Annotated in this window: 17 protein-coding genes; 2 read left to right on the forward strand and 15 right to left on the reverse strand. The window is 37.3% G+C overall.

From position 1 onward, the window contains the following. Window positions 1-138 precede the first annotated feature (138 nt). The 5 genes from CDOMF_RS08515 to gap all read right to left on the reverse strand — a co-directional run bounded on the left by CDOMF_RS08515 (window position 139) and on the right by gap (window position 4,929). On the reverse strand, window positions 139-1,167 hold the full coding sequence (locus CDOMF_RS08515; protein ID WP_260951558.1) for an NADH:flavin oxidoreductase/NADH oxidase: 1,029 nt from the start codon (window positions 1,165-1,167) through the stop codon (window positions 139-141). Between the two features lie 64 nt (window positions 1,168-1,231). Next, window positions 1,232-2,050, reverse strand: a complete 819-nt coding sequence (gene fabI / locus CDOMF_RS08520) for an enoyl-ACP reductase FabI (protein WP_260951559.1) — start codon at window positions 2,048-2,050, stop codon at window positions 1,232-1,234. Then, on the reverse strand, window positions 2,047-2,727 hold the full coding sequence (locus CDOMF_RS08525; protein ID WP_260951560.1) for a triose-phosphate isomerase: 681 nt from the start codon (window positions 2,725-2,727) through the stop codon (window positions 2,047-2,049). Before CDOMF_RS08525 ends, fabI begins: the two co-directional genes overlap by 4 nt. Next, window positions 2,724-3,929: a phosphoglycerate kinase gene (locus tag CDOMF_RS08530; RefSeq protein WP_260951561.1), complete on the reverse strand. Its 1,206-nt coding sequence runs from the start codon at window positions 3,927-3,929 to the stop codon at window positions 2,724-2,726. Before CDOMF_RS08530 ends, CDOMF_RS08525 begins: the two co-directional genes overlap by 4 nt. A gap of 1 nt (window position 3,930) precedes the next feature. Next, complete coding sequence (gene gap, locus CDOMF_RS08535; RefSeq protein WP_260951562.1) at window positions 3,931-4,929, reverse strand: type I glyceraldehyde-3-phosphate dehydrogenase; 999 nt, start codon at window positions 4,927-4,929, stop codon at window positions 3,931-3,933. Between the two features lie 167 nt (window positions 4,930-5,096). On the opposite strand from gap, the gene nadD reads away from it, so the two are divergent. Together nadD and rsfS are read left to right on the forward strand one after the other, a co-directional pair. After that, the gene (gene nadD, locus CDOMF_RS08540; RefSeq protein WP_170019280.1) at window positions 5,097-5,669 is read left to right on the forward strand and encodes a nicotinate (nicotinamide) nucleotide adenylyltransferase; all 573 of its coding nucleotides are present in this window, start codon (window positions 5,097-5,099) and stop codon (window positions 5,667-5,669) included. After that, window positions 5,633-5,959 (forward strand): ribosome silencing factor, encoded by a 327-nt coding sequence (gene rsfS, locus CDOMF_RS08545; protein ID WP_169972848.1) that lies wholly within the window; start codon window positions 5,633-5,635, stop codon window positions 5,957-5,959. Before nadD ends, rsfS begins: the two co-directional genes overlap by 37 nt. A gap of 2 nt (window positions 5,960-5,961) precedes the next feature. Here rsfS and CDOMF_RS08550 read toward each other — a convergent pair whose 3' ends face one another. From CDOMF_RS08550 to rpsB, 10 genes are read right to left on the reverse strand one after another with little or no spacing between them, the layout of a single operon-like run. Continuing rightward, window positions 5,962-6,321, reverse strand: coding sequence for a VanZ family protein (locus CDOMF_RS08550; RefSeq protein WP_260951563.1), 360 nt, complete (start codon window positions 6,319-6,321; stop codon window positions 5,962-5,964). Further along, window positions 6,318-7,331, reverse strand: coding sequence for a YeiH family protein (locus CDOMF_RS08555; protein ID WP_260951564.1), 1,014 nt, complete (start codon window positions 7,329-7,331; stop codon window positions 6,318-6,320). Before CDOMF_RS08555 ends, CDOMF_RS08550 begins: the two co-directional genes overlap by 4 nt. Window positions 7,332-7,370: 39 nt before the next feature. Further along, window positions 7,371-8,957, reverse strand: coding sequence for an arginine--tRNA ligase (argS, locus tag CDOMF_RS08560; protein WP_260951565.1), 1,587 nt, complete (start codon window positions 8,955-8,957; stop codon window positions 7,371-7,373). 9 nt (window positions 8,958-8,966) lie between these two features. Continuing rightward, a complete protein-coding gene (locus CDOMF_RS08565) occupies window positions 8,967-9,194 on the reverse strand; it encodes a twin-arginine translocase TatA/TatE family subunit (protein ID WP_260951566.1) in 228 nt (75 codons plus the stop codon). A 40-nt stretch (window positions 9,195-9,234) separates the two neighbouring features. Continuing rightward, window positions 9,235-9,846 (reverse strand): guanylate kinase, encoded by a 612-nt coding sequence (gene gmk, locus CDOMF_RS08570; RefSeq protein WP_260951567.1) that lies wholly within the window; start codon window positions 9,844-9,846, stop codon window positions 9,235-9,237. Window position 9,847: 1 nt separating this feature from the next. After that, complete coding sequence (locus CDOMF_RS08575) at window positions 9,848-11,188, reverse strand: hypothetical protein (protein WP_260951568.1); 1,341 nt, start codon at window positions 11,186-11,188, stop codon at window positions 9,848-9,850. A 60-nt stretch (window positions 11,189-11,248) separates the two neighbouring features. Continuing rightward, window positions 11,249-12,013: a flagellar biosynthetic protein FliR gene (gene fliR / locus CDOMF_RS08580; protein ID WP_260951569.1), complete on the reverse strand. Its 765-nt coding sequence runs from the start codon at window positions 12,011-12,013 to the stop codon at window positions 11,249-11,251. After that, a complete protein-coding gene (locus CDOMF_RS08585; RefSeq protein ID WP_260951571.1) occupies window positions 12,004-12,648 on the reverse strand; it encodes an ABC transporter ATP-binding protein in 645 nt (214 codons plus the stop codon). The genes fliR and CDOMF_RS08585 overlap by 10 nt, the downstream gene beginning before the upstream one ends. Before the next feature lie 2 nt (window positions 12,649-12,650). Continuing rightward, window positions 12,651-13,715: a translation elongation factor Ts gene (tsf, locus tag CDOMF_RS08590; protein ID WP_260951572.1), complete on the reverse strand. Its 1,065-nt coding sequence runs from the start codon at window positions 13,713-13,715 to the stop codon at window positions 12,651-12,653. Further along, the gene (gene rpsB / locus CDOMF_RS08595; RefSeq protein ID WP_260951573.1) at window positions 13,715-14,509 is read right to left on the reverse strand and encodes a 30S ribosomal protein S2; all 795 of its coding nucleotides are present in this window, start codon (window positions 14,507-14,509) and stop codon (window positions 13,715-13,717) included. The genes tsf and rpsB overlap by 1 nt, the downstream gene beginning before the upstream one ends. Between the last annotated feature and the right edge of the window lie 77 nt (window positions 14,510-14,586).

The following is a 14,586-nucleotide window of genomic DNA, read 5'->3' on the forward strand; positions in this document are numbered from 1 at the left end:
ATTATATTCTTAAAATGCTTTAATTAAATTAAAAACGATAATACATATTGAAACTTGTAATACAAATTTTTATTGAATAATAAATGACTAAAATAGCGTCTTAGTGATAGTTTTAAATTCTAAATAGTGCTTGTATCGTTAAAATGCTCTTTGATATGGTTTTTCTATTAGATCCTCTCGTCCTAATTCACTCATAGCAAGCTGAGCAAAATTTGGATTTCTAATAAGCTCTCTCCCATAAGCGACTGCATCGCAAACATTACCCATAAGTAGCGCTTCACCTTGGCTTGCCGTAGTTATCATACCAACTGCAATAACAGGGATTTTTACCGATTCTTTTATGGCTTTTGCGTAATCTGCCTGATAAAGAGGCAAAAATTTAGGCATATTATCAAGCTCTTTTGTGTCAAAAAATCCTCCAGACGATACATGAATATATGCTGCACCTAAATTTTCAAGCTCACAAGATAGCTTCACGCTATCGTCCAGCTTCCAATCTTTATTTAGCCAGCTATCGGCACTTATCCTAACTCCTACCGGGATATTTACGACATTTTTAACATCTGTTAAAATTTCACGTAACAATCTCGTACGATTTTCAAAGCTTCCTCCATATTGATCACTTCTATTATTAATCGATGGAGATAAAAATTCGCTTATCAAATACCCGTGTGCAGCATGAATTTCTATGATCTCGTATCCTGCCTTTTGAGCTCTAATGGCAGCATTTTTAAAATTTTGTTTAAGATCTTTTATGTCATCTATGCTCATCTCTTTTGGGGTTTTATAATCATCACTGAATTTAATAGCGCTTGGTGCTATGCTTTGGCTATCGCATGTGCTTTTGCGTCCGGCATGAGCTAGTTGTATAGCCATTTTGGCTCCGTATTTTGCACAATCTTTTACAAGATTTGCATGCCCTTCTATTTGCTCATCGCTCCAAAGACCAAGATCGCTATGAGTTATCCTACCTCGTGGCTCAACCGCGGTAGCCTCTACTATGATAAGCCCAACTCCTCCGAGCGAACGAGCGGCATAATGAAGCTTATGAAAGCACCTTGGCAAGCCATTATCGCCTTTAACCTTATACATGCACATAGGTGGCATAACTATACGATTTTTTATCTCTATATCGCCTATTTTAAATGGAGTAAAAAGTTTTGACATACCATATCCTCAAATATCAAGAGATGAGGCCCTAAATTTATTGTTTAGGGCTCATTAAATTTAGTTATTTAGCATCCCATGCTAAGATCGTATTTCCCTCTTCGTCTTTAGCGATATCACCCATTCCCATTATATTATATCCGCAATCCACATAGTGAATTTCACCGGTTACACCGCTTGCAAGATCGCTCAAAAGATACATAGCGCTCTTGCCTACATCTTCTGTAGTCACATTGCGTTTTAGAGGGCTATTTACCTCGTTATATCGCAAAATCATTCTAAAATCGCCTATTCCGCTTGCGGCTAGAGTTTTGATAGGACCTGCGGAGATAGCATTTACTCTGATATTTTTTGGACCTAAATCATGAGCAAGATATCGCACAGAACTCTCAAGAGCCGCTTTTGCAACACCCATTACATTGTAATGAGGTATAAATTGAGGTCCGCCAAGATATGTAAGAGTTAGGATAGAACCCCCCTCTTTAAGCACAGGCATAACGGCTCTTGTAAGACTTAAAAGCGAATATACGCTAGTTCCCATGGCGATATCAAAGGCTTCCCTTGTAGTCTCTATAAACTCTCCTTCAAGAGCCTCTTTAGGTGCATAAGCTACAGCATGGACAACGAAATCTATTTCACCCAAATCTGCCTTTAATTTATCAGCTATACCGTCCAAATGGGCAGGATTATTTACATCAAGCTCATATACAAATTTGCTTCCAAACTCCTCAGCTATAGGCTCTACGCGTTTTTTTAAAGCATCATTTAAAAACGTAAAAGCAAGCTGTGCGCCTTGCTGATAACAAGCTTCCGCAATACCGTAAGCTATTGATTTAGCGTTTGCAACACCGACTATTAAACCTTTTTTGCCCTTCATTATCATTTTGCTTCCTTTATTAAATTTAAAAAATTATACGCATCCCAACTTGCAGTACCCACAAGAACTCCGTTGCAGCTAGAAATTTTAGCGATCTGTCCAATATTTTTCGCATTTACGCTTCCTCCGTAAAGAAGCGGCGCCTTGGTCAAATTCGCTATGAAATTTAAAATTTCTTCTATCCGCTCACTGCTCGCACTCTTACCAGTACCTATAGCCCAGATCGGCTCATAAGCGATACATAGATTTTCATAACTTAGATCTATATTGTTAAGCTGATTTTTTAAAAACTCTTTAGTTTTATTAGCCTCATTGGTGGCCAAATTTTCGCCTATACAGTAGATTATATCCCAACCGTTTTTGGCGGCAAATTCAAATTTGACTCTTAAAAACTCCTCGCTTTCGTTTAAAATTTCACGCCTTTCAGAGTGCCCGATAAGAACGGTTCTTATGCCGAACTCATCAATCATAGTTTTACCTATCTCACCGGTAAAGGCTCCGCTCTCGCAAGGATAGAAATTTTGCACTCCAAGCTTAAATTTATAATCAGTCTTTTCATAAGCACTAACAGGCGGAAACACCAATACATTTTCATTTTGATCCAAATTTGAGTTTAAAATTTCAGCATACTCTCTAAAGCTCTCTCTTGTATGATTGCACTTTAAATTTGCTGCAAATATCACGACTCACACGCCTTTCTAAGAGGTTTTATACCAGGCAGCTCCTTGCCCTCTATTAGCTCCAAGCTCGCTCCACCACCTGTTGAGATAAATGTCATCTCATCGGCATCTCCGGCACGTTCGACCACATCAGCGGTATCTCCGCCGCCAACGACAGTTGTAGCATGAGTTTCTACGATAGCGTGGCTCATCTTAATACTTCCTTTGCTAAATTTATCCATCTCAAAAACGCCCATAGGGCCGTTCCACCAAATAGTTTGAGCATCGGACAAAACCTCTTTAAACAATCTTACCGAAGCAGGTCCTATATCAAGCCCCATCCAGCCATTTGGTATCTCTTTAGAAGAGACATATTTAACCGCACTATCAGCAGAAAACGTTTGAGCGGCTACTACGTCTACCGGCAAGTAAATTTTAACTCCAAGCTCTTTGCCCTTTTTTAAGATTTCATTCGCATCCTCTATCAAATCCTCTTCAAGGAGGGAATTTCCTATATTCTCGCCAAGCGCTTTTAAGAAAGTAAACGCCATTCCACCACCGATTATTAGCTTATCAACACGCGGAAGCAGATTATGAAGCGCTTGAAGCTTTCCGCTTACTTTTGAGCCGCCCACGACAGCCACAAAAGGCCTAGAAGGATGTTTAATCAAATTTTGAGCGAAGTTTATCTCTTTTTGAAGTAAAAATCCGGCAGCCTTATGATTTTCATCATAAAATTTAGTAATAGCCTCAACCGAAGCGTGAGCTCTATGACATACGCCAAATGCATCATTTATATATACTTCACCAAATTTTGCCAGCTCACGAGCCAAATTCTCATCGTTTTTTGTCTCGCCCTTTTCAAAACGAAGATTTTCTATCATTAAAATTTCGCCTGCTTTTAGCTCCGCTGCTTTTTTCATAGCATCATCGCCAACAACATCATTTGCAAATATTACATCACGATCAAGCAGTCTAGATAGTCTTTTAGCAACATTTTTAAGAGAAAATTTTTCTTCAAAGCCGTTTTTTGGGCGACCCAAGTGGCTTGCTAAAACAATGCTGCATCCATGATCAAGACAGTATTTTATAGTAGGAATCGCCGAGCGAATTCTGCGGTCATCGGTAATATTTAAAAACTCATCCATAGGCACGTTAAAATCGCACCTAATAAATACTTTTTTCTTAGCTAAGTCAAGGTCGTTTATAGATAAAATTTCACTCATACTAACCCTTTTTTACAGCTAAAACCGCTAAATCTACAAGGCGCTGCGAATATCCCCACTCATTGTCATACCACGCCATGACCTTTACAAGATCATCGCAAATTACTTGAGTAATATCGCTTGCTACGATAGAGCTATAGCTTGAAGTCATAAAGTCACTTGATACTCTTTGATCGTCATCTACAAGTAAAATTCCTTTCATAGCACCATTTGCGGCATCTCTAAAGGCGTTATTGACATCTTCTACACTTACTTTTTTATTTAAAACTACTGTCAAATCGACCATAGAAACGTTTGCCACAGGTACACGCACGCTTTGACCGTGCATCTTGCCGGCAAGTTGCGGAAGTACCTTGCTAATAGCTTTTGCAGCTCCGGTGGTAGTAGGTCCGATATTTAATGCCGCTGCACGACTTCGTCTAAAATCTTTAGCTTTAACATCAACCAAACTTTGTCCATGTGTATACGCATGAACAGTTGTCATAAGACCCTTGACTATGCCAAATTTTTGATCCAAAACTTTTGCGACCGGACCAAGGCAGTTTGTGGTACAACTTGCGTTTGATATTATAGCCTCACCCTTGTAAAGCTCTTCATTTACGCCTATTACGTATGTAGGTGTATCATCTTTTGCAGGAGCGCTCATCACAACTTTTTTAATCCCATTCTTGATATAAGGCTGGCATTTTTCAGTAGTCAGATAAGCCCCTGTGCACTCAAGTACAACATCGGCACCAAATGCTGCAAAATCAAGCTCATTTGCATCTCTTGTAGAATAAACTCTTATTTTTTTACCGTTAACCTCGATGTAGTCGTCATCTATGACCTTTACATCTTGCTTAAACTCCCCATGAACGGTATCGTATTTTAAAAGATACCTTGTCATCTCTCTCTTTGCCGTATCGTTTATGGCGACTAGTTCTACGTCGTCACGCTCTAATATAATACGCGCCGCACATCTTCCAATCCTACCAAAGCCGTTTATAGCGATTTTAACCATTCGTACTTCCTTTGATAATGAAATTTGCTAAATTTTACATATAAAGAACTTTAACCCTGCTTTATTAATTAAAATTTTTAATTTATATATTTTTCAACTCAGTTTTACTCTAATTTCGATAAGCTTTATATCTAAATTTTAGCAGATACAAATAGGATGTATTGGGAATGAAGTTGGCATTTTTTGGTGGGAGTTTTGATCCTCCTCATCTTGGGCATGATAGTATCGTAAAGATGGCGATTGATAGCCTTGATATAGATAAACTCATAATAATGCCTACATACATTAGCCCTTTTAAGGCAGAATTTTCAGCGCCTCCGGAGCTTAGACTCAAATGGACAAAGGAGATTTGGGGAGATCTGCCAAATGTTGAAATAAGCAGATTTGAGATAGATCAAAATCGCCCTGTGCCTACGATAGAGAGTGTTTTACATCTTTATGATATTTACGATATAAAGAAATTATATCTTTTAATAGGAGCCGATCACTTGGCGACTCTTGATAAATGGCATAATTTTGAGCTTCTTAGCTCTTTAGTTCATTTTATAGTGGCCAAAAGAGATCATATCAAGATACCAAAAAAGCTTCAAAAGCTTGATATCCACATAGATATCTCATCTTCTAAAATAAGAAGCGATCTGGTACAAGATCAAATTCCTGCTAAAATAAAAGATGAAGTTATAAAATTTTACCAAGGATTAAAATGCAAGAAAGAATCGACAGAATCATCAAAATTCTAGATGAAAAGAAAGCTGAGTCAATAGAAGCCTTTGATATGAGAGAGAAGGATTATTTCGTAAAATATGTAGTAATCGCAACTACAATGGGAGAGAGGCACGCATACTCTTTAACAGATGATCTAAAGCTAGCGCTAAAACCGCTTGGAGAGGAATTTTTAGGCATAGAAAGCTCGCCTGATTGGGTCGTACTAGATCTTGGCGATATCTTAATCCATCTTCTAAGCCCACAATACCGTGCAAAATACAATATCGAAGAGTTTTTATCAAAACTAAAAGAGCAAAGAAGCTAAGCCTATCTGGCGGTAATTTTTAATAAAACTCTTACCGCCAAAATCCCAAATACTATCCCCATAAAATCGGCTAAAATATCAAGCAGACTAAAATACCTATTTGGCAAAAACGCTTGAACAACTTCTATCTGAACCGCATAGATCATTAGTATAACTATTTTTTGGATTAAATTTAGCCTTTTTAACCCAAAATTCATAGTGATATAAAGCACAATAAAAGCTAAAAAATGATTTATCTTATCCCGACTGCTTTTTACAAGCTCAAATTCCGCACTTGTAGTAGCCATATACTCTATAACCACTAATAAAAATATAAAAACAAATGCAAAAAATCTCGATAAGTAGATCGCTTTTAAGCTCATACTAGAAATTTAACTAGACAAAAAGCCGATAAAAATAGCCAAGCAAACAGAATAAAAGCCAAAACAAAAGGCTTTTTGCCGGCATTTTTTAAAACATCTTTTCTTATCGTTACTCCAAGCGCGCTCATTGCAATAGTTAGTAATAAAATATCTATAAAATATATAATCTCTAACAAAAAGTCACTTAAGATTCCAATCGAATTAAAAGATACGGCAAATAAAAACCATAGTGCAAAATATGGGAAAGAGGCTCTTATATTTAATGATTTTTTACCATTTGATACTTCTAAATTTAATAAACTAAGAACTATCAAAAACGGAGCAAGCATCAAGACTCTTAGCATTTTAATTATAACTGCATTTGCCTGAGCTACTTCGCCTATAGCAGATCCGGCTCCTACTACATGAGCCACCTCATGCAAGCTAGCTCCAGTAAAAAATCCTATCTTTAACTCACTAAAAGCTAAAATTTGAGAGCCAAATATAAGAGGATAGGCAAACATACCTATCGTGCCAAATACAACCACGGTAGATACGGCTATGGCTATCTGATCGCTTTTTGCTTTTATGACGCTTCCTGCGGCAAGCACTGCAGCAGCACCGCATATAGAGCTACCACTACTAATCAGTGCCGCGCTTTTTCTATCAAGACCTATCTTTTGCCCTAAATAATATCCAATGAAAAATGTTGAGAATACGATAAAAAACGATAAGAATATACCTACAACACCGACTTGCGAAATATCTGCTATGCTAAGCTTGAATCCAAAAAGAATAATCCCAAGTCTTAAAATTTGCTTTGTACTCACGGCTAAAACATGGCTTCTTCTTAGTATTAAGACATTTTTATGAGAGATATTGCCAAGTATAGCTCCAACAACCACGGCAATTATAAGAGGGCTAATATAAAAAGTGGAAAATGGAGGAATTTTAGATAGTAAAATAGAAAAACTGGCTAAAAATAGTATGATGAGCCAGGATCTAATCTTTCTTTTTTTGGCTAACTTCATTTTAACTTAGCATAAATTTATGGCAAAAGTGCCATAAATTTACATCTTATCTTTTGCAGTTATTCCCATAAGAGAAAGTGCTGTTTTTATAGAGAGTGCAACAACTGCAAATAACTTTAACAACTCATCTTCGTTTTCGCTCCCGACAACTCGATTTTCATTATAAAATTTATGAAAATTAGCAGCCAAAGACTTTAAGTAGTCACAAATTTTTTGCATAGAGCGAACGTTAAACGCATCTACTAAAACCTCGTTTAAAGCAAGTGCTTCAAAAAGCAGATTTTTAGCATCTTCATTCAAATTTACAAAGCTCGCATTTTTGACATCATCTACAACTTTACCAGCCTTTGCGAAAATCTGATTAACCCTTGCGTGAGCATAATTTATATAAAAAATCGGATTTGAGCTATCCTCTTTTTTAAGCTCGTCTACATCAAATTCAAGGTGAGTATCGCTCTTTTTACTAAGGAATATGAATCTAAGAGCTTCATAGCCAATCTCTTCCACAACATCACTCATCAAGACTACGTTACCGCTTCTCTTACTCATCTTAAACTGTTCGCCGTTTTTAAGCAGGCTAACCATCTGTGAGAGTAAAACCTCTAGTCTATTTTCATCATAGCCAAGAAAATGTACTGCCGCTTTCATTCTTGCTATATATCCGTGGTGATCGGCCCCCCAGATATTTATATATCTATCGTATCCACGCTTAAATTTATTATTGTGATATACGATATCGCCCGCCAGATAGGTTCCGCGACCATCTTCTCGCACTATAACTCTATCCTTTTCATCTCCTACTAAACTAGAATTTAGCCAAATTTTGCCATCTTGCTCATATATTCCGTTACAAGATCTAAGCCTATCAAGAGTCTCTTCAAGCTGATCATAATAGCTTCTCTCGCTTGACCAGTTTTCTATAAAAATTTGCGCATCTGCTAAATTTTGCTTAATAAGATTTAAAACAATGTCTTTACCAAAATCGGCTAGTTCTAAATTTCTACTCTGATCGTAAAAAATTTCCTTGCCAAATTTCTGCTTAGCAGCCTTAGCTATGTCTAGGATATAATCGCCTCTATAATAAGCCTCCGGATAGACTACATTTTCACTAAAAAGTTCTTCACGGGCTCTAAGACTTATGGAAATTCCAAGTAGATCTATTTGATTACCCGCATCATTGATATAGTATTCAGTCTTAATATCTTTGCCTATATATCTGCCGACTCTAGCAAGAGTATCTCCAAATACAGCACCTCTTACGTGACCTATATGAAGAGGACCTGTAGGATTTGCACTTACGTATTCAAGTAAAATTTTTTCACTTTCGGCTCCACCTCTTGCAAAATTTTGAGGGTTTTCTATAGCGGCTTTAGCAAGATTGTCTAAGAAATTTTGTTTTAACTTAAAATTTATATAGCCATTTAATGCGCTTACCTCAAATATTTCACTATCTTTAAATTTACTAGCTATATCTTGTGCTATGATTACCGGAGATTTTTTAAGCTCTTTTGCCAAAGAAAACGCAAGAGGAGTCGCATAGTGGGCGAGATTTTTATCCTTTGGTTTTTCAAGGACAAAATCAACCTCTATAACTTTTTTTATCTCGTCTATGACTAAATTTTTCAACCCTAAACCTTACGCACTCTTAGTAGTTTCATCTACTTTTGTAGCGGTTATAACTTCCTCTTTCTTCTCTTCAACTTTCTCTATATTCTCAGCTTTTTTATCATCGGTTTCCATCTCTGATTTAAAGCTTTTTATACCCTTACCAAGTCCTTTTGCAAGCTCCGGAATCTTCTTCGCTCCGAAAAGCAAAACTATTATAAGTAAAACTATAAGCAATTGTTGGACACTTGGACCCATTTTTTCTCCTTTTAAAATTTTCGTTATATTATCATATTTTTCAAAATTCACGCCAATTATTGATAGTTTCGCGTAAATTTATACTATTACTTTTTAGTCTAATAACTCTTAAAATTGACTGTAAGTTTTTATAACTCTCCTCAAGATCATCGTTTATGAAAAAATAATCGTATTCTAAGATATGCTCCATCTCATCAAGAGCGTTTGTTAGGCGATGTTCAATAGTTTGTGCGCTATCGGTTCCCCGACCCTCCAGCCTACGTTTAAGTTCATTTTGGCTGTGAGTTGTAATAAAAACAGAGGTTATAAGCTCGCCAAATTTTTTTCTAGCTATATGAAAGCCTTGCACATCTATATCAAATACGGCGATTTTTCCTTCATTAAGAGCTTTTAATACAGGTTTTAAGGATGTTCCGTAGTAGTTTTTATGCACATACGCCCACTCCAAGAAACTATCCTCTTCGATACCCTTTTTAAACTCCTCTTCGCTGATATAGTGATAGTTTACACCCTCTTTTTCACCATCTCTTATAGCTCTTGTTGTACTTGAAATCGAAAAATAAAGATCGGTTTCCTCTTTTAAAAGCCTATTTAAAAGAGTGCTTTTACCACTTCCACTAGGTCCTGAAATAAGTAAAATTTGCCCCTTCAAACTACTTTTCCTCAAATGTTATATTTATTTTGATATTTAGACCCTTTAGGGCCTCTTTGATAGAATCGGCACTAAGAACACCTGTGATCTGCTCTCCTATCTTATGCGCCAGCTCTTTTTTTATAGCATCAGAGCTACCTACCAAATCGCTTTTTGTGGGTTCTACCATACTGGCAAAATCCTCGTTCAAAGCCTTCGCCAGATCCTCTTCTTTTATCTGATCAATATCGTCATATTCGCTAGTGCTGGATACATTTAACCGCTCGCTCTTAAATTCACTCTCTTGATCAATAAACGTAAAATCGCCCATCTCATCACTTTCTTTTATAAAATCTTCATTTCCTAATTGATCTTGTGTATCTAAATTTTTCTCTTTTTTTACTATTTCAGAGTGATCATTTGCAAATTCGCTCTCGGATTTATCTTCAAATTCATCTAAATTTAGTTCACTATCTAGGCTATCTATCTCATCTATAGTTTTTCTGATATCGGCAAATGTATCGTCTTCTGTTTCAAAATCAACCTTATCGCCATCATCTTTAAGCTCTATTTCGTCACTTAAATCTTCATTTTTGCTATACTCATTTTCTTCAGCCAGCTCATCTTTAGGTTGCGATGACTCTTCAATTTCAAGGTCACTTAGATCTGCATTCTCTTTGATATCTTCTTTTTTGTCATCATCAAAGCCAAAATCAGACAAAAGATCCTCCTCTCTTGAAGTCATCTCAGCAGGTTCTTCATCTTTAAAATCATCAAATTCTTCTAAAATATCTTCTTTGTTTATATCATCATCTTCACTAGTGCTATCTAAATCTCTAGCCTCTTCATCTTTATCCGCCAAGTCCATATCAAAATCATCCAAGCTAAATCTGTCATCTTCAATATTGTCGTCTTTAATACCAAACTCATCTTTAAATAGCTCATCGCTAAGTTCATCTACAAATTCGCTATCTTCAATAGAAACTAAAGAATCTTGTTCGTCTTTTAGTTCGCTAAAATTTTCTTTATCTTCATCAAAACCAGATAAATTTTGATCTTGAGTATGCCCTAAGGATTCTACAATAGATATAAATTCCGTAGGTAAAAAAGGCTTTGGTAAAATCTTGTCCGCACGATCAAATTCCGGAGAGCTTTTAGAAGATAGGTATAAAATTTTACTTGTCATCTCTTCTAAATTTACATCTTGAACAGTAATTTCGCTATCTAAAATTAATATATCAAAAAACTTGCCCTTAATATCATCAAGGTTATCAACTTCAATATATTCATATCCTATTTTACTAAGGCTAAGCGTTGCCAAGCGCGATACTGCAGGATTACTATTGACAAGTGCGACTTTCATCAAGACTCCTTTCATAAAACCTAAAATAGGTATTTTAAGATATTTTTTATTACTCCTAGCTTAGTTAAAAAAGAGCGACGGCATATCGTTTATCACTCTAAACATAAGCTCGCTAAATAGCTCCATCATTCCTGTTAAAATAGCAATCAGTACTAAAAATCCTATCACGATCTTAATAGGATAGCCCACAACCAGCAAGTTAAACTGCGGCATAGTCTTCATAAGCATGCCAAAAATAAGATCAGACAGTAACGAAAGTGCAAGGATAGGAAACGACATGATAAAGCCGAACATAAAGAGATTTATCATCGATTTTGAAGTGTAATGGACTATATTTGCGCTTGGATAAAATTCGCCAAGCGGGATATGAGTGAGCGAATTTGCAAAAAATAGCAGCAAAAGATGGTGCCCGTCAAAGGCTAAAAATGTCATCAGAGCAAGAAAATTTATGATATTTGACATAACAGGCGAGTTTATGCCTGTCTGAGGATCAAGCACGCTAGCCATAGAAAAGCCCATAACCATAGAAATTTGCTCGCCTGCAAGCTGAAGTATGCCAAATACAATAGTTACAAGCAGACCCGCACAAAGTCCAAGCATAAGCTCGCTTAAAATTTCAACAGCAAGATAGTAAACTTCGCCGCTTTTAACGCTTGCCATAGGAAATAAGAAGATAGTTAAAAAAAACGTAAGAGCAGTTTTTGCCGAGATGGGAATTTGAGAGTGTCCAAAAAAAGGAAAAAAGACCATTAGTCCGCTTAATCTGGCGAATAAAAGCATAAAAGTTATAACTCTATCAGCGCCAAAAAAGCTTACTATCTCCATTTTTGCAGTTGTTTATCCTCTAGCTTATATACGTTTGTGCATCTGCTTGCAAGCTCGTTATCATGCGTTACAAGCACGAGTGCGGCATCATTTGCTTTGATATACTCAAAAAGCGTGTTCATGACGTCGTTTGCGGTTTGTTTGTCTAAATTTCCCGTCGGCTCATCGGCAAAGATGATCTTAGGTTTTTTACAAAGCACACGAGCGATGCTTACTCGCTGCTGCTGCCCTCCGCTTAGCTCGCCTACTTTTTGATCTAAGACATTATCGATTTTTAGACTGGCTAAAATTTCACTATCCATATTTTGATTTGACAATATAGTTGCAAGCTCGATATTTTCGCGTGCATTAAAGCCTTTAAACAGATAATGCGCTTGAAAAATGATACCAAAATCAAGCCTACGAATTTCTAAAAGCTCGTTTTGCGATAGCGTATAAAGCGACTTGTCTTTATAGATAACTTCGCCGGTTTTTGGCTTAAGCAGAGTTGAAAGTATATGAAGTATGGTTGATTTCCCGCATCCGCTCACGCCTAAAATCGCTGAGCTTTCGCGGGAATTTAAAGTTATATTGACATTTTCAAAGAGCGTATAATCATACGCAAAGCTAAGATCTACGCCCTTTAAAATTTCCATTTTTAGCCGATTTGTGCCGCAACTTCTGCTGCAAAATCCTCATTTTTCTTTTCTAAGCCTTCGCCAAGCTCAAAGCGAACATATTTTACGATCTCGATCTTACCGCCAAGCTCTTTGCTCTTTTCAGCTATTACTTGCTCGATAGTTTTTTTATCGTCCATTACGTAAAATTGTCCTAAAAGTGTAAGTCTTTGATCTAGAACCGTGTTATCTGCAAAAAATCTCTCGATCTTGCCGGGTATGATCTTGTCCCAAATTTTCTCAGGCTTACCTTCTGCTTTTAGCTCCTCTTTTATCGCATTTTCAGCTTTTGCTACAACATCATCGGTAAGTTGCAATCTACTTGCATAGCTTGGGATGTGGTGAAGCGGTTTGCCAAGTCTTTGAAGCTCTTCATTATCCTTTTCAAGCTCGGCTTTAAGCGCTATAAACTCTTTTTCAACAAATTCTTTATCAAGATCTTTGTAGCTTATCACGCTTGGCTTCATAGCAGCTGCGTGCATACATAAATTTCTTATGAAATCCTCTGCTTTTTGAGCTGTTTGAGCGCTATCGCAAGCTGCAGCGATGATAACACCAACGCGTCCGTTTGAATGAACGTATCCGTTTACTACGCCGTTTTCATCAACTTTAACAGTTTCAAAGCGTCTTACAACCAAATTTTCGCCGATTGTAGCGATTTGTCCCTTGAAATAATCCTCAAATTTAACGCCGTTTATAACACTCTCATTTAGGCTCTCTATAGTTGAGATAGAGTTTGCTTGAATGTGAGCCGTAGTGTCTTTTGTAAGGTTTTGGAACTGAACGTTTTTAGCAACGAAATCGGTTTCAGAGTTGATCTCTGTGATAGTTGCTTTTTTGCAGTGCTCGCACACTTCAACACTTACAAGACCTTCGCTTGCAAGTCTGTCAGCTTTTTTAGCAGCTTGTCCAAGACCCTTTTCGCGAAGGATATCGATAGCTTTATCCATATCTCCGTTTGCTTCAGCAAGAGCCTTTTTACAATCCATCATTCCGGCTCCGGTTGTTTCACGGAGCTCTTTTACCATTTGTGCAGTTATTTCCATTATTCTTCATCCTCTGCTTCAAAGTCTTCTTCGTTAAACGCCTCTTCAATCACAGCGTCTTTTTCTTCTTGAGTAACCTCTTCTTTGCCCTCTTCAGCTACGCCGCCGTCTTTTTCAAGTTGTGAGCGTCCCTCGATGATAGCCTCAGCCATCTCTTGGCAAAATAGTTGCACCGAGCGGATAGCATCGTCGTTTCCAGGGATTGGATAATCAATTACGTCAGGATCGCAGTTTGTATCGATTGGCGCAACTACAGGGATTTTTAATCTGTTAGCTTCTTGAACTGCTATTTTTTCTTTAACTGTATCGATAACAAAGATCATATCAGGTGGAGTTTTCATATTTCTAATTCCGCCAAGATAAGCTACGAGCTTCTCTTTTTTGCGGCGAAGCATTAAAGCCTCTTTTTTAGTTAGTAAATTTATCGATCCATCCTCTTCCATAGCTTCGATAACTTCAAGCTTGCGGATTGATTGGCGGATTGTTCCGAAGTTTGTCATCATACCGCCTAGCCAGCGATGATTTACGTATGGCATACCGCATTTTTCAGCGTATTCGCCAACTGTTTGACCGGCTTGCTTTTTAGTTCCTACAAAAAGGATAGTTTTACCCTCTGCCGCTGCGTCACGAACGATGTTGTAAGTGTAGCGGAAGTAGCGGATAGTTTTTTGTAGATCTATGATATAGATACCTTTTCTCTCGCCAAAAATGAATTTTTTCATCTTTGGGTTCCATCTGCGTGTTTGGTGTCCGAAGTGAACGCCGCACTCTAGCAAATCTCTCATTGTTACCATATTGGTTCTCCTTGTGCGCTTTTGCGCGAAATTTAGGTTTCTCCTCCACGCCCATTAACGACAAATTTGCACTTGTC

The sequence above is a fragment of the Campylobacter sp. RM16187 genome (assembly GCF_025319965.1).
GTDB lineage: Bacteria > Campylobacterota > Campylobacteria > Campylobacterales > Campylobacteraceae > Campylobacter_A.